The 20,758-nt window shown below is 42.7% G+C and carries 17 protein-coding genes and 2 tRNA genes; all 19 read right to left on the minus strand.

The features are described from left to right. Window positions 1-193: 193 nt before the first annotated feature. Window positions 194-634: a hypothetical protein gene (locus EKM61_RS05145; RefSeq protein ID WP_068222823.1), complete on the minus strand. Its 441-nt coding sequence runs from the start codon at window positions 632-634 to the stop codon at window positions 194-196. A gap of 456 nt (window positions 635-1,090) precedes the next feature. Continuing rightward, window positions 1,091-3,763 (minus strand): cation-translocating P-type ATPase, encoded by a 2,673-nt coding sequence (locus tag EKM61_RS05150; RefSeq protein ID WP_068376589.1) that lies wholly within the window; start codon window positions 3,761-3,763, stop codon window positions 1,091-1,093. Window positions 3,764-4,022: 259 nt separating this feature from the next. Further along, window positions 4,023-4,850 carry an ammonia-dependent NAD(+) synthetase gene (gene nadE / locus EKM61_RS05155; RefSeq protein ID WP_068222817.1) on the minus strand — a complete coding sequence of 276 codons (828 nt, stop codon included), beginning with the start codon at window positions 4,848-4,850 and terminating at the stop codon, window positions 4,023-4,025. A 12-nt stretch (window positions 4,851-4,862) separates the two neighbouring features. Beyond that, window positions 4,863-6,338: a nicotinate phosphoribosyltransferase gene (locus EKM61_RS05160; protein WP_068222814.1), complete on the minus strand. Its 1,476-nt coding sequence runs from the start codon at window positions 6,336-6,338 to the stop codon at window positions 4,863-4,865. An 812-nt stretch (window positions 6,339-7,150) separates the two neighbouring features. Next, window positions 7,151-7,930, minus strand: a complete 780-nt coding sequence (locus EKM61_RS05165; RefSeq protein WP_082918567.1) for a glycosyltransferase family 2 protein — start codon at window positions 7,928-7,930, stop codon at window positions 7,151-7,153. Further along, window positions 7,908-9,131 carry a hypothetical protein gene (locus EKM61_RS05170; RefSeq protein ID WP_068222806.1) on the minus strand — a complete coding sequence of 408 codons (1,224 nt, stop codon included), beginning with the start codon at window positions 9,129-9,131 and terminating at the stop codon, window positions 7,908-7,910. The genes EKM61_RS05165 and EKM61_RS05170 overlap by 23 nt, the downstream gene beginning before the upstream one ends. 4 nt (window positions 9,132-9,135) lie before the next feature. Next, a complete protein-coding gene (locus EKM61_RS05175) occupies window positions 9,136-10,023 on the minus strand; it encodes a glycosyltransferase family 2 protein (protein ID WP_068222804.1) in 888 nt (295 codons plus the stop codon). Window positions 10,024-10,034: 11 nt separating this feature from the next. After that, entirely contained in the window at window positions 10,035-10,976 is a 942-nt protein-coding gene (locus tag EKM61_RS05180) for a glycosyltransferase family 2 protein (RefSeq protein ID WP_068222802.1), read from the minus strand. 42 nt (window positions 10,977-11,018) lie between these two features. After that, entirely contained in the window at window positions 11,019-12,176 is a 1,158-nt protein-coding gene (locus tag EKM61_RS05185; protein WP_068222796.1) for a YveK family protein, read from the minus strand. 402 nt (window positions 12,177-12,578) lie between these two features. Further along, on the minus strand, window positions 12,579-13,421 hold the full coding sequence (gene rfbD / locus EKM61_RS05190; protein WP_068222786.1) for a dTDP-4-dehydrorhamnose reductase: 843 nt from the start codon (window positions 13,419-13,421) through the stop codon (window positions 12,579-12,581). Window positions 13,422-13,445: 24 nt separating this feature from the next. Next, window positions 13,446-14,429, minus strand: a complete 984-nt coding sequence (gene rfbB, locus EKM61_RS05195; RefSeq protein ID WP_068222784.1) for a dTDP-glucose 4,6-dehydratase — start codon at window positions 14,427-14,429, stop codon at window positions 13,446-13,448. Then, window positions 14,429-14,998, minus strand: coding sequence for a dTDP-4-dehydrorhamnose 3,5-epimerase (rfbC, locus tag EKM61_RS05200; RefSeq protein WP_068222781.1), 570 nt, complete (start codon window positions 14,996-14,998; stop codon window positions 14,429-14,431). Before rfbC ends, rfbB begins: the two co-directional genes overlap by 1 nt. A gap of 7 nt (window positions 14,999-15,005) precedes the next feature. After that, entirely contained in the window at window positions 15,006-15,887 is an 882-nt protein-coding gene (gene rfbA, locus EKM61_RS05205) for a glucose-1-phosphate thymidylyltransferase RfbA (RefSeq protein ID WP_068222778.1), read from the minus strand. 171 nt (window positions 15,888-16,058) lie between these two features. Continuing rightward, window positions 16,059-16,760, minus strand: coding sequence for a GntR family transcriptional regulator (locus tag EKM61_RS05210; protein ID WP_068222775.1), 702 nt, complete (start codon window positions 16,758-16,760; stop codon window positions 16,059-16,061). 198 nt (window positions 16,761-16,958) lie between these two features. Further along, window positions 16,959-18,107, minus strand: coding sequence for an N-acetylglucosamine-6-phosphate deacetylase (gene nagA, locus EKM61_RS05215; protein ID WP_068222773.1), 1,149 nt, complete (start codon window positions 18,105-18,107; stop codon window positions 16,959-16,961). 135 nt (window positions 18,108-18,242) lie between these two features. After that, complete coding sequence (gene proC, locus EKM61_RS05220; RefSeq protein WP_068222770.1) at window positions 18,243-19,034, minus strand: pyrroline-5-carboxylate reductase; 792 nt, start codon at window positions 19,032-19,034, stop codon at window positions 18,243-18,245. Window positions 19,035-19,583: 549 nt separating this feature from the next. Beyond that, window positions 19,584-19,655, minus strand: a tRNA-Gln gene (locus EKM61_RS05225). Between the two features lie 10 nt (window positions 19,656-19,665). Beyond that, window positions 19,666-19,746 (minus strand) — tRNA-Tyr (locus tag EKM61_RS05230). A 64-nt stretch (window positions 19,747-19,810) separates the two neighbouring features. Continuing rightward, on the minus strand, window positions 19,811-20,656 hold the full coding sequence (locus tag EKM61_RS05235; protein ID WP_068222767.1) for a metallophosphoesterase: 846 nt from the start codon (window positions 20,654-20,656) through the stop codon (window positions 19,811-19,813). Between the last annotated feature and the right edge of the window lie 102 nt (window positions 20,657-20,758).

Raw genomic sequence — 20,758 nt, forward strand, 5'->3', positions numbered from 1 at the left:
AGCCAACATAGATACAATCTGCATCTGACAGATTGCACCTACGTCAATCCGTCTACTGTTGGCTTTGCCAGAACTGGCGATTCAACTTTTGACGATTACTTGTTTTCATGGCTGTGACCTCGTTATTTCTGATTTGAATAATTAAAGTATAAAAATAAAATGAGAGTTTGTCAACCTAAATTTTAATCTTGATTTAAGAAAGTACGGATGACAAGCGACTCACTTGCTTGTTCATTGCCTCTGACGCCTGATCCTGCTGCTGTTCTGCCGACGTAAATGCTGCCACGTCAACGGTATGTTTCTCGGCATCAACCGCATCCGCCATTGCCCCGCAGCCAGCAACATAATCCGTGTAGGCCGTTAAAAGTGAGTGCTGCAAGCCCATCGCTTTAGCTGGTGGTCGAACGTCTTTTAGCGTTTTTAAACTTTTCTGGTAATCGGCAACACCGGCATTAAAATTCTTTTTAATACTCAGCCACTGATCATTGGCAATTTCACCGACAGTATCGGTGGCAATTGCTTGTTTGATCAACTCGTAATCTCCATTTAACTGACCAGTTAAATTTTGGGTTGTCTGAATCATCGAATCAACAACGTGTGCGTAATGTACTTTTAATTGCTGTGCTTTTGACATAACTTGCCTCCTAGTGGTTACAACAAAAAATACACTTGTCGCAACTACTGTTTATACCTTCGATGTATTGCTGATAATCACGAAGATACTTTCTTATTATTTTGAATTTTAATTTCAATTCATTTTACCACAAACCTGTTTTAGCTTAGGAGTGTTTAAAAAATACCTTTATTTAGTACAAATTTAGTGTAAACGTGTTTGGAAAAGCAGCCTCCTGCGGTTGCCATGTTTCAACTTGGCGCTTTTCGCCGTAGTTGAATGGACAACGTATGTAGCATCAAGATTATTAACGTTTTTGGTTAATAATCCTCAATTGCGAAATAGTAGCTACAACAGCCAAATCACCTTTTTCAAAGGTAATTCGTCTGTTTAGGCTGCGACTCGGACTTCGGTTTATCCTAGTCCGATCGACATCGTTAGTAATCCTCAGAAGCTAAGCGCCTTTCCAAACACTCTTTAGGCTTTGTGGAAACGACGCTGGAAGAGCTTCACAATTTCAACAATCACAACAATTGATAATGAAGCCCCAAGGACAATACCCCACTGAAACCAATCCAAATGCGTCACGTGGAATAATTTGTTAAAACCAGGCATTACGATCGTAGCCGCCAAAAGTACTGCTGAAGCTAAGATGGCCCAATTAAATGAACGGTTTGCAAAAATTCCCCGGTGGAAAATCGTTCCGTGAATCGATTTAACGTTAAAGGCGTGGAACAACTGAATCATCCCTAAAGTTGCGAAGGCCATCGTCAGAGCATCCGCGTGGGCCAAATTTGCCACCGCGTGAACTGGGTAGTTTATCGCTAGCCAATAAACGAGTAAAGTAATGCCACCTTCAAGTAACCCTTGATAAAAGATTGACGAGGTTACCCCACCAGACAGAAAGTTGGAATCACGACCCCGTGGTTTATGCTTCATGATATCACGTTCCATTGGTTCAAGCCCCAACGCAATTGCTGGGAAAGTATCCGTCACTAAATTGATCCATAAAATCTGAACGGGTGCCAAAATCTGCCAGCCTAGAATTGTCATCATAAATAAGGTCAAGACTTCACCGAGATTTGCGGAAAGCAAGTATTGAATGGCCTTTTGAATATTGGCAAATACCTTTCGTCCTTCTTCAACGGCAACAACAATTGTAGAAAAATTATCGTCGGCTAACACCATATCAGAGGCGTTCTTAGAAACCTCCGTACCGGTGATCCCCATCCCAACACCGATATCTGCCGTTTTCAGTGCTGGCGCATCGTTAACCCCATCACCAGTCATGGCAACGACTTTACCGCGTTTTTGCCAAGCCTTCACAATTCGAACTTTATGTTCCGGCGCAACTCGGGCGTAAACAGCATAATCAGGCACTTTTTTGGCAAACTCGGCGTCACTTAAAGCATCTAGCTCACTACCGGTAATTACCGCATCGTGTTCATTAGGTTGGAGAATTCCAAGGCGTAACGCAATCGCTTCGGCTGTGTCCCGGTGATCCCCAGTAATCATTAGTGAACGAATTCCGGCACCCTTAGCTTCAGCAACAGCGTTGGCCACTTCCGGTCGTTCCGGATCAATCATCCCAATTAAACCAGCAAAGGTTAAATCTTGCTCCACAGTTTCAGTCGTTATCTCAGCTGGCAACGTTGGCACAATCTTATACGCCATCCCCAAAACACGGAGGGCTTGTTTCGCCAGTTTGGTATTAGTGGCCAAAATGGTTTCGCGTTCTTTAGCGTCCATTTCTGGCGTTTCAGCATGTAATTGATAGCTCGTTGTTCGGGGTAATAGTTGATCAGGTGCCCCTTTAGTCGCAATTAAATAACGGTTATCGTCCAATTGATGGATCGTTGTCATTAACTTCCGTTCGGAATCAAAAGGCACTTCGCCCACTCGTGGTAGCTGCTTAATCAAGTCAGCCACGTCTAATTGATGATCGAGACCAAATTGAACCAAGGCCGTTTCGGTTGGATCACCAAGTAACTCGCCATCAGCATTGATTTTAGTATCATTTGCTAACGTCATAATCCGAACAACCTTATCATCAAGGGTTACTTGACTGGTTTTAGCGTCCGTTAACTCATTATTCTCAAAAATACGTTCAACGGTCATTTTATTTTGCGTTAAGGTACCAGTTTTATCCGACGCAATAATGTCAGTACTCCCCAACGTTTCAACGGCCGGCAACTTACGAACAATGGCGTGGCGCTTAGCCATTCGCTTCGTCCCCAACGCTAACGTAATTGTTACAATGGCCGGCAACCCTTCTGGAATTGCTGCAACGGCCAAAGAGATCGCGGTGAGCAGCATATTTAACACGGATTCTTGGCGATTAAGTAGACCTAGGACAAAAATCAAAACGGATAAACCTAAAATAATCCAAGTTAAAACCTTGCCTAAGTGATTTAGATTTTCCTGAAGTGGCGTCTTGGTTTCGTCGGCCTGATTTAACATTCCGGCAATTCGACCAACTTCAGTTTGCATCCCGGTTGCGACAACAAGGCCAACACCGCGACCGTTTGTTACATTACTGTTCATGAAGGCCATATTAACTTGATCGCCTAAACTTACTTTTTCGTTAGTCCCGGCGTCTAAGGTCTTAACTGATTTTTCAACTGGAACCGACTCACCGGTTAAGGCAGATTCCTCAAGTCGTAACTGCTGCGCTTCAATTAAGCGCAGGTCGGCCGGAATAACATCACCCGCCTCAAGCAAGACAATATCACCAGTCACAAGATCCTCACTGTTAACGGTAACTACATTATTACCGCGTAAAACGTTAGCCTTAGGCGCGGACATTTCTTTAAGTGAATCAATCGCCGCTTCGGCCTGCATCTCCTGGAAAACGCCAAAAACGGCGTTTAAAATAACAACCAGCATAATAATCACGGCATCGGCAATTTCTCCGGAAAAGCCAGCCACTAATGCGGCCACCAGTAAAACAATAATCATAAAATCTTTGAATTGGTCAATAAAACGTTGTAAAACATTTTTACGCTTATTTGCGACTAAGGAATTCGGCCCATTTTGCGTTAACCGTTGCTGTGCTTCCTGCTTACTTAAACCCGCATCCGTTGTCGAAAACTTTGTCAGTAATTCTTTACTACTTTGTTGGTAATAAGGTTGTTTTTGTTGCTGAGCCATAAATTATTCCTCCTTCAACACTAATAACTACTATTCGTTACTTCAAGATCCCACTACCTACCGTAACATACAAAAAAAGTGCGATTTATGTATGTCACAGTAAACAGACACACATAAGTCTCACTTTTTAAGACAACACCAGAAAAATAATTTTTCTTGCTGATGACGTTATCGCAACAAAGATATTGCTGCAAGTTACTCCCCTATGATTTAAATTTAGTATAACTGATTAATTATCCTAAACGCAAGTCATTTGTTATTATTTCCAAAAATCATCAAAAATCGTGATCGGTAAGTGGCGCTTATGTGCCGTCTTCAAATACCAGCCTTCAATGACATCGGCCGCCTTTTGACTGACTTCCTTACCTTCTAGGTAGGCGTCAATCTCTTCATAGCGCACCCCTAAGGCTGCCTCATCTGGTAATGCAGGACGATTCTCTTCCAGATCTGCCGTCGGTACCTTTTCGTATAAGTGAACCGGCGCACCTAACTCCCGTAGCAATTGCTTACCCTGTTCCTTATCTAATCGGTATAAAGGCACTAGATCAGCACCGCCGTCACCAAATTTGGTGTAAAAGCCTGTAATCGATTCAGCCGAATGATCAGTTCCAACCACAACACCCTTTTTAGCACCAGCAATACCATACTGGGCAATCATCCGCTGCCGTGCTTTGATGTTACCCTTGTTGAAATCGCTGATACTTAACTGATTGGCTTCAAGCGCCGTGACGGTTGCATCAACAGCTGGTTTAATGTTAACCCGTGAAATAGTATCGGCCTGAATAAAATCAATTGCCGCCATGGCATCAGATTCATCAGCCTGATCACCATATGGTAAGCGAACGGCAATAAAATGGTAAGTTTCATCGCCGGTTTCAGTTCGCATTTCGTTGATCGCCATCTGACTTAACCGCCCAGCCAAAGTTGAATCCTGACCGCCGGAAATTCCCAAAACTAATGATTTTACGAACGGATATTTCCGTAAATAAGCCTTCAAAAAATCAACACTCTTACGAATTTCGAGCTTCGGATCAATTTTTGGTTGAGTTTTCATTGCCGCAATAATTTCTTGTTGTAACTTTCGCATTAAGGTCACTCCTTAATTAATCGTATCTTGCTCTTTGCCCACATTTTTACTAACTTCTTGGATAATTTTCATCTTATGGTCATACAACTTTTGTGATAGATCAACTGGATAATCTTGTGGGTTCAAATCACGCTTGTATTCATCCCATAACGAATCAAGATTAGCGGCCGCATAACGGCGAATTTCTGATAAATTAGGCAATTTATAAACTAATTTGCCGTTCTCAAAAATGTCGTGCAAAATTGGCCGGGCGTTAAAATCAGTAATCGTTTTATTAATGTAAGTGTAGTGCGGATGAAACATGTAAATGGAATCTTGTTCCAAAGGCTTTTCATCCCAAAAAGTAATGTAATCCCCTTCTGATTTATCATCCGCTCTTTTAGTAATCCGCCAAACCTGTTTTTTACCAGGCGTCGACACTTTTTCAGCGTTGCTCGATAGTTTAATCGTATCGCGCATCATGCCTTTTTTATCTTCGATCGACACTAACTTATAGACGGCACCCAGTGCTGGCTGATCGTACGCTGTAATTAATTTGGTTCCGATACCCCAAACATCAATTCTTGCGTGCTGCATCTTCAAGTTTTGAATTGTTTTTTCGTCTAAGTCGTTAGAAGCATAAATCTTGGCTTCGGTGTAGCCAGCTTCATCCAGTTGCTGACGCACACGTTTTGAGATGTAGGCCATATCACCAGAATCAATTCGGACGCCCTGGAAATTAATTCGATCGCCCATTTCATTGGCCACACGAATAGCATTTGGTACCCCACTTTTTAAGGTGTCATACGTATCCACTAGAAAAACACAATCCCGGTGCGTTTCAGCGTAGGCCTTAAAGCCTTCATAATCACTACGATAAGCCTGAACTAAAGAATGGGCGTGGGTTCCACTGACTGGAATTCCAAAAATCTTGGCCGCCCGAACATTGCTAGTGGCATCAAAACCGCCAATATAAGCGGCCCGCGTTCCCCAAACAGCAGCATCCATTTCTTGTGCCCGGCGAGTTCCAAATTCCATGACCATGTCACCACCGACGATTGATTTAATCCGTGCCGCCTTGGTTGCAATCAAAGTTTGGTAATTAACCATGTTTAAAATCGCCGTTTCAACTAGCTGGCAATCAGCAAGGTTACCTTCAACCTGAAGAATTGGCTCATTGTTAAAAACAAGATCGCCCTCAATTGCGGAACGAATTGTGCCAGTAAATTTAAAGTCGCGTAAGTAGTCTAAGAATTCCTCAGGATAATTCTCCGCCTCGCGCAGATACGCAATATCTGAATCCGAAAACTTAATCTGTTGAATATAACGAACAACATGTTCTAGGCCAGCAAAAATTGCGTAACCGTTGCCAAACGGCATATCACGAAAATAACATTCAAAAACGGCCTGACGATTATGAATATTCTTTTCCCAGTAAGTCAATATCATATTAATTTGATAAAGATCCGTATGCAACGTATAACTATCATCTGGGTATAATTTTGTCATAATTAATCTCCATAAAATTTGATAAATTCATTTTAGCATTTTTACTAGAACCGTGCGAACTTAACTGAAGAGTGTTTGAAAAAGCGGTTAGATTCTGAGGATTAGCCTAGACTGACGAATTATCTGTGCAACAGATGATTTGGCGATCGTAGCTAACCGCAGGAATCTGCTTTTTCAAACACGTTTAAACTAAGAGTGCCTGAAAAAGCGCCCAGATTCTGAGGATTAGCCTAGACTGACGAATTATCTGTGCAACAGATGATTTGGCGATCGTAGCTAACCGCAGGAATCTGCTTTTTCAAACACGTTTAAACTAAGAGTGCCTGAAAAAGCGGTTAGATTATGGAGTATAGCCTACTACTCCGCAATGCAGGAGGAATATTAGTAAAAAACACTAATATTCTTTGATGCTACGAACGTTGTCCATTCTTGTGGCGAAAACCTTGCCGCAAGAAACATGGCAGCTAGGCGAAAAGAGACGCGCTGCGGATCGTTCGACTGGCGTAGCTATACGCAATAATCTGCTTTTTCAAACACGTTTAAACTAAGAGTGCCTGAAAAAGCGCCTAGATTATGGAGTATAGCCTACTACTCCGCAATGCAGGAGGAATATTAGTAAAAAACACTAATATTCTTTACTGCTACGAACGTTGTCCATTCTTGTGGCGAAAACTAGGGAGCACAGTTATAAAGTCCATAACTGTGTTTCCTCGACTAAGCCCGTCTCGGTCACCACAGGAATCTGCTTTTTCAAACACATGTCAGCTAAATTAGCCAGAAAAATACTGGTAGCCGCATTCTTCGCTCACAGTCTAGAAAAACTGCCAACCCCACTTATTAAAGTACTTCGTCATTGATTTTAAAAATATTATAAAAACCGAAAAGTGTTTATGTGAATCTCGGGCGTAATAATGAACAACCTGGGCCGCTGGCACATAACAAATCTTCCCACCAGCCTGCCGCAAACGATCACATAAATCGTTATCCTCAAAATACATAAAAAAGCGTTCATCAAAACCACCAATTTCACGCATTGCCTGTGTCCGTAAAAACATAAATGCACCTGAGCCATATTTAATCAACTGGGTCTGATCCGATAAATCGCGACATTCGTAATGGGCCAAGCGCCTTGCAAACAGACGCTTAACAAATCCAAAGGGCACGAAGCGTAATAAATAATCAAAAACATCTAACCGCCGTCTGATTAAATATTGCGTTTTACCTTTTGGATCAACAATTTTGGGCGTTACCATACTGATTTCCGGTCGAGCTTGCAATTGGTGTAACATCAGCGTGAAGTCGGTCTTTTTAAGTAGAATATCAGGATTACAACAAATAAAATAAGTTGTTTTAATCCGCGCAAAATTATAGTTATGCCCAAAACCAAAGCCTTTATTCGCAGTAGCCAAGGTGATTTGAATTTGATCAGACTGATAAGCCTTCAACTGATTTTGGTAAGCCCTCGCGGAAGCATTGTCGAACACCATAATCCGCACGGGCAAAGTGGCCAATTCAGTTTTAATTTGATCCAACACCTGGAAAATATGTTTGCTATTATGCGTAACGATACTAATCGTGACTGAATCCAGAATGGTCACCCCCAAATGGACTAAAATTATGCGTCAGTGGTAATTGTGCAAAAATCAGATAGAGGAATGGATCCTTGTTGATCTGTAATAAATTAGGTTCGATCATGCTGTTTACAGCAACAATCGCCAAAATCAGCGGTACTAATAAATTACCCTGCTTGGTTAAGCGAAACGAGTACCAACTAAAAAAGATAACTATAAACAAAAACAAAATAAGCCCGTAAATTAACAATAAACGGATAAAAGAAGAATCTAAATAGAAATACGCCGTTTTTTGCCAATTTGTTTTTAGGGCAATATTACCGCCATTACCGTGCTCAACAATATGTTGTCCGAACAGACTAAGCCCGTATTTTTCATAACCTTGACGGCCAATGTGCAGCCGACCAGATAACGCGTTATCAAGAAACGCATAGAAAGTTGAACCTTTTCGATACGTTAACGTCAACCAAACCGAAAGAATGGCATTAATTGGGAAGGCCAACCACGTCCAGTGAAAAAGTTTAGCCAACCAGTGCTGCCGCGGTAAAAAGCTAAGGCTACTATAAAGCAACATTGCTAAGCCAACCAACAAAAGGGAAACCACATCCAACCGCGCATCACAAAAAACTAATAAAAAGTAGGCAATAAATAGAGTCACAACGTAATCAATAAACTTTAATTTTCCCCGTTTTAAATAACAATAAGCGATGAACAAAAAAAGTAAAATTGCTGAAAAATCAGTTGGTGAAGAAAAACCAAAGGACTGCCGTGCCGTTCCACCTTGCCCAACGCTGCGGTAAATAATTAGGTTAGTAATAATTTTATATTGTGCCAATACCATAATGACAAGCACTTCAGGAATTCCAATCCACAAATAAGTCTTAATGATTTGGTCAAAATTGATGTCTTTAGCCCCAAGAATAAATAACAGAATAATTAATAAAATTCGGTCTTTTGACATCAAAGCTGAAAGTGTAAAGATAACCGTCACAATTCCCGCCTGCACTAATTCGCGACGCGTATAACTATCCACAAAAACAATTTTCAATAAAATTAGCGCTCCGCTAAGCACAAAAACTAACCGCCCGGCCAAAGAAGGCATGTAACTGGCTAGCATACTTAATTTAAAAAGGTACCAAAAGAAGCTTAGTCCAAAGGCAAAGCAAAAGAGACCCTCTCCTGGACTGGCAACTGGCTTGTAAGCATCCGTTGATTGTAACAAACTGCTACCTCCCTTCTTCATTATTGACCGACTTAATTTGTGGTTTGAAAAATAGGCCTGCCCAAGTACCACGAATCACGGTCATGATTTTTTGCCCTTTTTTGGGTCGTTTACCAACAATAATCTGCCCAATGATGACGAGATTAGCCAAAATATCTTTAATCGCACCCCAGCTGCCCCGAAACTCTTTTTGCGTATAGTACTTATTACGAAACAAGTAAAAATAGCGGGGAATTCGTTTCTGATCAGTCAAGATGTCCGGCGTGGCGGCAACTGTTAAATGGGTAACCTGTGCGGTTGGCACATAATAGGCCGGATACTGTTGCGAAATTCGCATCGTATATTCATGATCGTCAAACCAAATAAAGAAATCACTAATCGGCAGTCCAAGCCGTTCAACGACTCGCTGGTTGAATAAAATGGCCACAAACGACCCTGTTTTTAACCGCGTTAAGCCGGTTTTTGGTTCTGGTTGCCAATCACGCAATGGTAACGGCTGATTACCAATCGTGCCGTCCTTAAGTTGTACTTGGGGGCTTAGAAAACCAAAATTGGAGATTTTCTTTGCCGGTCGTAATAACTGTGCCAACGTATCGGCATGAACTAACGTATCATCATCCATTAACCAAATATAATCGTTGGCCACTTTAGCTGCCTGCTGCATACCGTAAACGAAACCGCCAGCGCCACCGAGATTCTCGTTTAAATTAAAAACGTGAACGTGGGGACCTTTTTGTTGGGCCAAATAAGCCGCAGTTTGATCGGAACTATGATTATTAACGATAAAAACATCCGTTACTGGTTTAGACTGCGCAAAAATAGCGTTTAAACACCGCTTTAACAACGCCAATCGATTATAGGTGACAACGACACAACTTACTTTATCCGCCATACTTTGCTCCTTCATTTACGGTGCGTTAAAAGTAGCCACTTAAACACAAAATTACGACTAAAATCACTTTTATGAATTCCAAAATTCCGTAATCCCCTAAGGACCGTTAACCCAGTCATATTAGGAATTTGTTGGTAGAAATTTAGTAGCCGCCGATCACTTTCCCGCCACTGGGGTAATTGCAACTGCCAAAAAGAACTAATTTGTTCAATTGAAGCAGCGATGGAGTGCCACATTTTACGGACGCCATAACCGCGTAATACTTTCATAACCCGCGAAGAACTAGCGCCCACAGCATTATCGTGGTGCTGGCGGTAAAGAATGGTTGCTTGATCCACAAAAACCAATTGGCCCAAGGTCACCGCCAACAAAGCGTACCACCAATCGTGCATTAGAATTGCGTCGCTTGCCTTGTAAGTGTAGCTTGCTTTTAATGCCTGATTAATCATCACGGTACAACCAGTCACACTATTTTGGGCAACTAATTCGCCTAAGTTCGTCTGGCCGTGCAATCGTTGACTCTTAATCATTGACTTACTCACTAATTTTAAATCCGTATCGACAACGCGTAAATCGGTGTGAACCAAAATCGGTTGTTGCGCTTTTTTTTCAGCGCGAGTCATTGCGGCCAACGTAACTTGAATTTTTTGGGGCAGCCAGACATCATCTTGATCGCAAAACATATAATACGGCGCCGTAGCATGATTCAATAATTGGAAGAACGACGGAATCACCCCTAGATTTTGCTGTTCGTGGGGATTAATTAGGGTCAGCCGCACGTCGTTCTTTGCCAGCCGCCGAATGATAGCGACAGTTTGGTCACTGGACCCATCATCGCGAATATACAGTTGCCAATTCTGATAAGTCTGCTTTTGGATTGATTCAATTTGCTGCGTTAAATAAGTTGCACCATTAAAAGTCGACAACAATATCGCTACTTTGGGGCTTTCCATCGTAATTTTCCCTCCTAGCGCAAAACATCAGCAATTTAATTCCTACGCTTTAGTGTCTAACAAAATATCGCCAATGAATTTTAGTTGATATTTGCGTAAAAAGGCGTCTTGTTCCTCTAACGTCTCTCGTTTTGTTGTCGGACTAACTAATTCAAAAATACCATCAACCCGTTTGACCAACGCTTGAGTTGCTGGGTTTGTTAAAATTGAATTACTTTGAATAAATATTTGGTCGTACTTTGATGCTTGTTCGAGTATCTTTTCAGTTTCTTGGGCCATCTTATACCCCTGATCCGATACTGGAATTATTATGCTGGCAAAATTTTCCGAAATTGGTTTTAATTTTCGGTCAGCCTCTTGATCCGCCGAAAATGAAATAAACAAGGTCTGACAACCCAATGCGGCAACTTGTTTGGCCAACCATTGACCCGAAATCGTTTCATCAGCTGCCGTAAGTAGCACTGTCTTTTTATCACCAATGGTCATCAAAAACTCACTTGCAAGTTGTGGTGCTTCAAACTTGGCAACATCAAAAACGTTGCGGTGACCAAGATGATCCTGTAAAAATTTAGCGTTGATACCTTTGCGCCGGAGACTAAATAACACGGCAATTAAACAAACCAATAGGAAACCTAGCAGACCACCCTGAAAGGTTGCCCCCAGCGTTTTAGGCTTTGTTGTATTAGTTTCTAAATAGGCCGGTTGAAGCAGGCTTGCCTTACCCTTACTTAAATAATCACCGTACTGCGCCACTGCCGTTTCGGCAACACTATCGGCAATTTTTGTTACGTTCTTGCTATTGCCCTTTGCCGCAATGGAAATGAGACTTGTATTACTATTCTGCCAAGCGCCAACCGAACCTTGTAACTGTCCTGAACTCATTTTAATTCCTTGCTTTGCCAACGCCTGACTAGCAGCATCCATAAACCGACCGCTGTGCATTACATAGGCGTAAGTTTTAGCCGTCGATTCATCAGGAACCCATTGATCGAGACCGGCCTGCGTTGTTGGCTGCTTGTTTGTCTTGGCACTTAATAAAACAAAAGTTGTGCCAGTATAACTGGTTGCTGTCGGCTTGTTAGCCGCCTGATAGTTAAAGGCATAAGCGCCAATAAGACCACCGATAATTGCTAATAACATGACTTTCCAATTAAACAGCGCCATTAACGCCGTATTTAGATGGTAAACTTTCTTTTGCATTTCATGCCTCTCATTTCAAACTATTATTAGTTGTTTGTTAGGCCGTACTTTAAAACTTTTATCTAATTTGTTACGAATTTAGTATGTCTTATAATTTGTTTTTCTGGCTAAATTGTGTTTGCGCGTGGGACAAAAGTCGGTTTTGGGTTCACTGCGTAACGTAAGTTAATCCAATAACCACAGTTAGGCCCGTGAGACCAGACTTTTTGGCGCGCGTTCTAGAGTAAGGCTCAGAAATAGTAAACGGCTAAGATCTTTGTCCCAACCTCTGACTAATTTAGCGTAAACGTGTTTGAAAAAGCAGATTCCTGCGGTTAGCTACAACAGCCAAATCATCTGTTTCACAGATAATTCGTCTGTTTAGGCTAATCCTCAGAATCTAACCGCTTTTTTAAACACTCTCTATTCTAGCTCATCCAAAAAAGTTCCTAAAACTTCTTGCCAGGTCGGTAATACAAAGCCGCTGGCCTCAGTTTTGCTCAAATCTAGCAGCGCGTGCCGTGGTCGCCATGCTTTCTGGGGATACTCTGCGGAAGTTACCGGACTCACCGTTACCGCCTTGTTAGCCAAAATTGCCGTGGCAAAATCAAACCAACTACACGTCCCTTGATTGGCTAAATGGTAAATACCATAGGCCAAATGCTGATCAATCACGTAGGTCATAAATTCGGCTAAGGTGCGGGTCCAAGTTGGTCGGCCAAATTGATCATCAACAACCGTTAGTTGATCATGATCCTTCGCCAATTTGAGCATCGTGTAAACAAAATTATGGCCAAATTCGCCAAATACCCATGAAGTTCGGATAATATAATAATTTTGCAGGTATTTTTGAACCGCAAGCTCGCCTTCATACTTAGCGCGCCCGTATTCATTTCTAGGTGCCGGTTGATCCTCAACTTGATAACTTTGCTGACTGTCACCATCAAAAACGTAATCAGTGCTGATATAAACCATTGTTGCACCAACACTTGCCGCCGCCTTAGCGACATTCTCAGTACCTAGCACGTTAACGGTTTGATTTGCCTTTTTTCCGGCACCCTCTTCAGCAGCATCCACCGCTGTATAGGCAGCACAATGGTAAACTAATTCCGGTTGATAACCAGCAAAGTAGGCGTTAACCTGCGTTTCATTCGTAATATCAAGATTATGGCTATCCGTCATTCGGTAGTCAACTTGACGCTCATCCAATAAATGGCACAATTCCGTACCTAATTGACCAGAAGCGCCGGTAATCATAATTCGCATATTACCCTCCAAATTCTATCGCTGTTACTTCAAGGCCGCTTTCGCCTTCAATGGTTGCCACCAAGCTTCATTGGCCTGGTACCACTTGATTGTCTTCACAATCCCCGTATCAAAGGTATACTCTGGCTGCCAACCAAGTTCTTTCGTAATCTTAGTTGGGTCAATCGCATAACGCCGGTCATGACCTAAACGATCGGCCACGTACTTAATGTGATCCTCCGACAAGCCCAACGTCTTCACAATGAGGTGAACGATCTCGTTGTTGTTCCGTTCGTTATGGCCACCAATATTGTAAACTTCACCTTTTTTGCCCTTTTCCAAAACCAAGTCAATGGCGTGACAGTGGTCGGAAACGTATAACCAGTCGCGGATATTCTTCCCGTCACCATAAATTGGTAAGCTCTTATCTTCCATTCCGTTAGAAACCATTAACGGAATCAACTTTTCAGGAAATTGGTAAGGTCCGTAATTATTGGAACAACGGGTAATATTGACGTTCATGCCGTAAGTTTCGTAGTAGGCCCGCACAATCATGTCAGCGGAAGCCTTACTGGCCGAATACGGTGAGTTTGGCCGCAGCGGGGATTCTTCATCGAAGTAACCTTCTGCCCCTAAAGTGCCGTAAACTTCGTCGGTGGAAACCTGTAAGAACTTAGTGACACCTTGCTTCTTAGCGACATCCAATAAAGCTAATGTGCCTTGAACGTTGGTTTCAATGAAAACTTCTGGATGGAGAATTGAGCGGTCTACGTGTGATTCGGCCGCAAAATTAACAATCCAGTCAATTTTATACTGTTGGACCAAATAAGTCACTAATTCCCGGTTAACGATATTACCCTGAACAAAGGTATACCGGGGATCGTCCTTGATACTATCCAAGTTATGCTGATTGCCCGCGTAAGTTAAAAGGTCTAAATTAACAATTTGGTAGTCTGGGTGCTGGTTTAGCATGTAATGAATAAAATTACTGCCAATAAAGCCGGCGCCACCAGTCACAAGTACGTTCATTAATTTTTACCTCCGTAAACAAAGTTCAAGTCAGCGTCTTTTAAACGGGGATGATGTTTATCTTTTTCCGACAAAACGAGATCATCCAGTGGCATTGGCCATTCAATGCCAATATCAGGATCATCATAAGCCAAGCCACCATCTGCATCGGGGGCGTAATAACCATCACACTTGTAGGCCACATTGCAGTTGGCCGTTAAAGTCATGAAGCCGTGGGCGAATCCCTTGGGCACCAATAACTGGCGGTGATTGAATTCACTTAAAATAAAGCCTTGCCACTGACCGTATGTCGGTGACCCAGTGCGAACATCAATAATGACATCATAGATAACACCAGTGATTGCCCGTAATAATTTAGTTTGCGCGTGCGGGGCCCGTTGGAAATGCATGCCCCGTAAAACGCCTGGTTCAACGGACAATGATTGGTTATCTTGCAGCCACTCAACGTCCACACCAGCGGCCTTGAACTTATTGGCGGTAAAAGTTTCCGTAAAGAAACCCCGGTGGTCCCCAAAAACGTCGGTTTCAATAATTTTAGCATCAGTTAATTTTGTGTCGATTACTTTCATAGTTAGTTTAATTCTCCTCTTTTTCTTCTGCGACCAATTGCAATAAATATTGGCCGTAACCGGTCTTTTTAAGTGGCTCGGCTAATTTGGCTACCTGATCTAGGTTGATGTACCCCATCCGGTAAGCAATTTCTTCCAAGCAGGCAACTTCAAAATTCTGGCGGTCCTGCACCGTGGCGATGAAACCAGAAGCTTGGTGCAACGATTCATGGGTTCCGGTATCTAACCAAGCATACCCGCGGCCCATAATTTGCACATCCAGTTGGCCCTTTTCAAGATAGACTTTATTGACATCGGTAATTTCCAACTCACCCCGGGGCGAAGGTTGAATGTCTTTGGCAATCTGCACCACTTGGTTATCATAGAAGTACAAGCCCGTGATCGCATAATTACTAGCCGGATGAGCCGGTTTTTCCACGATGGATTTAACGCGCCGCTGCGCATCAAAATCCACCACGCCAAACCGTTCTGGATCATTAACGTGGTAGCCAAAAACGGTTGCCCCAGTTGGCTTGGCCGCCGCCTGTTGCAATAATTTGGAGAGCCCACCACCATAAAAGATGTTGTCGCCTAAAATTAGGCAAACCGAATCCGTCCCAATAAAATCCGCGGCCAAAATAAACGCCTCGGCCAAACCATTCGGATGTTTCTGGACTTTGTAAGAAATATGTATGCCCAAATCTTGGCCATCATGAAATAATTCCTCAAACCGCGGCGTATCCCGTGGCGTTGAGATAATCATAATGTCTTGAATCCCAGCCAACATAAGGCTGGATAGTGGGTAGTAAATCATCGGTTTATCGTAAACCGGAATTAATTGTTTTGAAATTGCCCGGGTCACTGGGTACAAACGTGTGCCCGACCCGCCGGCGAGAATGATGCCTTTCATGGCTATTATCTCCTCATTAATTTGACTTAAACACTAAGTATTGTACCATATCAGGACCGAAGTACACTTTTATATCCGCTTTTTAAGCTTTCTTTATAGACTAAAAAACTAGAAGCAGTAACAAAATCGAATTTTGTCACTGCTCCTAGTCATGGCCCAGCCACAGTCGATTTAGCGTTCTAAATAAAACTCAAAACGCGTTCCGACGTACTGGGTACGCACATATTCAAACGGTTCGCCTGATTGTAAAAACGAGACTTGACGTAACCGCAAAATTGGATCACCACGTTTAATTTGAAGAAAGTCAGCAATCCGTTCTGAGGAAACTTGGGCGGTAACAGTTTGTTGGGCGCCGCCAAGAACTAGATTGGCCTTTTCCTCTAAAGTTCGGTACAGCGAGCTTGTTACTTCAGCCTTGCTAAAATTCTGGACCAAAGCCTCAGGTACCGTTGCAACCTCAAAGCTAATTGGGACATCATCGGCAAACCGAATGCGTTCCATTCGCAATACTTGCGCACCATCGGGCAAATTTAGTTTTTCTTTTTCCGAAAGTGAGGGACTGGCAACATGATAAGAGATCGTCTTACTGGAAGGCGTTTTACCTTGTGCTAACATGATATCCGTAAAACTAGTTACCCCAGACATCTTCTCCTGGACTTTTTGATTAGCCACGTAAGTCCCAGCACCAACCCGACGCTCTAAAATACCTTCATCCACAAGTGTCTGAATCGCTTGGCGTAGTGTCATTCGACTAACACCAAAACTAATCGCAAGTTCCCGCTCAGAGGGTATCCGATCCCCAATCGCCCATTTTCCAGCTTCAATATCACGCTTAATTGAATTATGAATTTGAATATAAACTGGCGATTCCATGAATGCCGCCCCCTTTTTCCATCATTCTAACAAGGCTGAGCCAAAATCCCAGCCGCTTACTATTTCCAAACATTACTTTCGAAGTGTGCCAAAGCCCTGGGTTCACGTATTTCCAATAGCCACAGTAGGGTCATTGGATTAGCTGATATTAGGCAATAAACCCAAAACTGATTTTTGGCCCACTTTCGACTTTAAAATTTATTTTTCGCCTTTAACAAAATGTCGACCATAACTGTAAGTTCCCAATAAGTTGCAATCATTGTCGATAATGTTCATATCGGCGTCTTTGCCTTCAGCAATGCCACCCTTAGCTTCCAAGCCAAATTCGGCCGCCTGGTTAACCGAACTCATCAAAACAGCATCGTACAAATCGGCATCAGTAAATTTCATTGAATTTTTGAATGCATCCGGGTATTCAAGAACTGAACCAGCCAAAGTACCATCAGCTAAACGTGCTTGTTTGTCTTTAACGAAGACTTTTTGACCACCAAGCTCGCTTTCGCCTTCAGGCATCCCTTTAGAACGCATTGAGTCCGTTACCAATTCAATTCGTTCTGGTCCCTTTTGATCAAAGGCAAGTTCCAACATATCAGGAACAATGTGGAAACCATCCATGATTAATTCAGCGTACATATTATTTTCCAACATAACGTGACCGGTAACACCAGGTTCGCGGTGCTTAAATTCACGCTGAGCATTGTACAAATGAGTGGCGTGGCTAGCCTTACTGTGTAACAAATCAGCTCGAGTAGCGTTACTATGGCCAACAGCAGGTACAATGCCGTGTGCTAAACAATAATCTTCGAATTCTTTTGAATGATCATCCTCAGGCGCGTAAGTAATCAATTTAACTAAGCCGCCAGCTAATTCATTCCAATGATCTAATAATTCCGGATTGGGATCTTTGATGTACTCTTCTGGCTGAGCACCCTTATATTTAGCCGAAATAAAAGGTCCCTCTAAATGAACACCCTTGATAACAGGGTTCCGATCGGCCGCTTTCTTAACACCGCGCATTGCATTATCAATGTTGGCATTGCTTTGCGTCATTGTCGTTGCGAAGTAAGTCGTAATTCCTTCGTTTTTAGTCATCTTCTGGACCATTGTATCGATCTGGTCAGGATCACCATCCATCGCGTCAAAACCATAACCACCATGACTATGAACGTCGATGAAACCGGGAATAATCGTCTTTCCAGTGGCCACAATTACTTCATCACCGGGATAATTTTTAAATTCTTCCATTGGGCCAACTGCCAAAATTTTGTCATCAAACCGAACAAAACCATCATCAATGATATCATCACCAGTATAGATCGTTGCGTGTTTCAAGACTTTTATACTCATTCGCTAGATTCCACCTTTTTAATTAATTAGATCAAAGCAAGTTCACTGACCTGCTCTCAATCCACAATAAATCCATTATAACTGGTATAGACCAAAGAAGCAATGCTAAACCACTCACTTATTGTTGGATTAACACTACTCACGCCCAATTGTTGCGTCAATTCCCTTAACGACAGCAGTCATCAGGCCAGCCTCTTCCATCGCCAATAAACCAGCTACTGTCGTGCCACCTGGAGACGAAACTTGATCAATTAAATTCCAAGGATTTTCTTCAGTTGCGAGAAGATTAGCGGCACTTCCTAACACGGTTTGCGCGGCTATTTTAGTGGCATCAGTTTTGTTAAGACCGTGTTTAACCCCGGCCCGGGACAGTGCGTCAATGAATAAATAAGCGTAGGCCGGCGCGCTACCAGCAATTGCAGCAAAAGTTGTAAAATCCTTTTCCGCTATAAATTGAATTTTTCCTAAAGCAGCAAAAATCGCCTTAGCCTTAGCCAGATCTGCCTCTGGCGTCACTTCGTTGGCAACCAAAGCAGTCATGCCTTGATTAATTGCCACATTAACGTTTGGCATAGCCCGCATGATACTCAAATCAGCATTATCCGCAGCATCCGCCAAGGCGCTTAGCGTTACTCCACCAGCCACTGAAATTAAAAGCGGCGTTTTTTCTTCGAGTACCTTTTGCAAAGATGCTATTATCTCAAGGGACACATTGGCTGTCGCCGCCAAAATAACAACGTCACTTTGCGTAACTAACGCCTGATTACTCGCTACGGCCGTATACTGGTGGGCCTTAGCGAAGGGTTGGTAGTGTGCTTTATGGGCACTATGAACCAAAATATCACTAGGCCGATTAAATTGGGCCGCAACTAAACCAGCCATCATTGCTTGTGCCATGTGTCCAGCACCGATAAAACCAATCTTCATTTAAACTCCCCATTTCTATTGCTAGTAGTCACCAATCAAACTAAAACTCCGCCAATACTTTCATCACTTGGCAATGAAACAATGCCTCATCCTCACGCTATAAAAAATGAAGACTTGCAATTGACCGTTAGCGACTTCTTAACTATTTGCCAGTCGTCCTCGATTTAACTATCCTGAGCGTAGCCAAATTTCAAAGAACTGTCAAATAGAATCAAAAGTGATCCAAGTTTGGCCCAAGAATTATTTTTCCGGAATCCTTTATTAACTGTGGTGCGAATCCAGATTCTGCTGCTTGGCACATGATCAACCTAACAGATTCCGCCTTACTAATGTGTGGCCTGTTAAACTACCTTTGGGATACGCGCTAACCAGCCCACAAAAAAAAGCGGCCGGGACAAAGGTCCTAGCCGCTTATAGTTTCTGATCATTATTCTAGAACGTGCGCCAAAAGTCTGGGTTCACGTGCTTCCAATAGCCACAGTATAGTTGTTGGATTAGCTTATGTTACGCAGTGAACCCAAAACTGACTTTTGCCCCATTCTCGGTTAACTGGGATAGCTGGATTCGAACCAGCGCATGACAGAGTCAAAGTCTGTTGCCTTACCACTTGGCTATATCCCAATCAAAAAAATGGAGGAGAGTGGATTCGAACCACCGAACCCGAAGGAGCGGATTTACAGTCCGCCACGTTTAGCCACTTCGCTACTCCTCCATGTGTTTTTCAACAAATATTATGATACCGAAAATTCACTTTAATTGCAAGACCTGTTCCCGAATTATTTCTTAGTTGCAGTCGCTAAATACTTAGTTTGCAGGCAAGCGCGCCACTCACCCATAAAGTTTGAACTAGATTTCCATTCATTTAACCGTTTTAACCCGTAACCAACGGGCTTGCATAAATAAGTGGTTTGACCAAACTGCCGTGGTTGAAACTTTGTGTGGGTGTGGCCAAACAAAACAGTCTCAACCTGATAGGCCTCCAATAGCGCCCCTAAGTGCCAGGAACCCATCACTGCGTTGGCCATGCGCCAGATTCGCGAAGTTGTTTGGTAGCTAATATAATCACGCCGGGGAACAAAATGTGTCATATAAAGAACTTGCTTGCGTTGTTGGCGCGCCTTTTCCAGATCCTGGTGTGTCTGGTTTAAAACCAGTTGCATGCGCTCAGGATCGCTAATTGGCTGCTCAATCACACCATCAATCCAGTAAGCCCGTTTCCATTTTTCAAAAGCGGCTTGACTTTCACCAACTGCTTGATCGGCAAAGCTATAATCATACCAACCATTATTACCAATAAGTACGTAATTGGTTCCGGGGAAAGTGATCGTTTTCTGATGAACGTAATTGGGACTAAGATCACTCTGGAGTTCGGCAAAAGTCACGCCACGAACCATATCGTGATTACCCGCAATGAAGAAAACCCGGCATTTTCCGGCCATTTCGGTGGCCAGCTTTTCCACGAATAAGAGACTCTCCTGAAAATCATTAAAAAGATCGCCGGCAATCAGATAATCGTCGTAGTCGTTAGCAAGCAAATAATCAACTTGCTGCGCACGAATCGCTGTGGTATCTAGTTTATTCACATCAAAATGGTTATCACTAGTTAACGCTATTTTTCGCAACTGGTTTCACTCCTAACAAAAAAAGGGGTCTACACTTTCTGGTATTGGTGAATAACTAATACCGGTTTTTTGTCTGTTTTGAAAATCAGAAAAATAAAAAAG

The organism is Loigolactobacillus backii, assembly GCF_003946275.1.
GTDB lineage: Bacteria > Bacillota > Bacilli > Lactobacillales > Lactobacillaceae > Loigolactobacillus > Loigolactobacillus backii.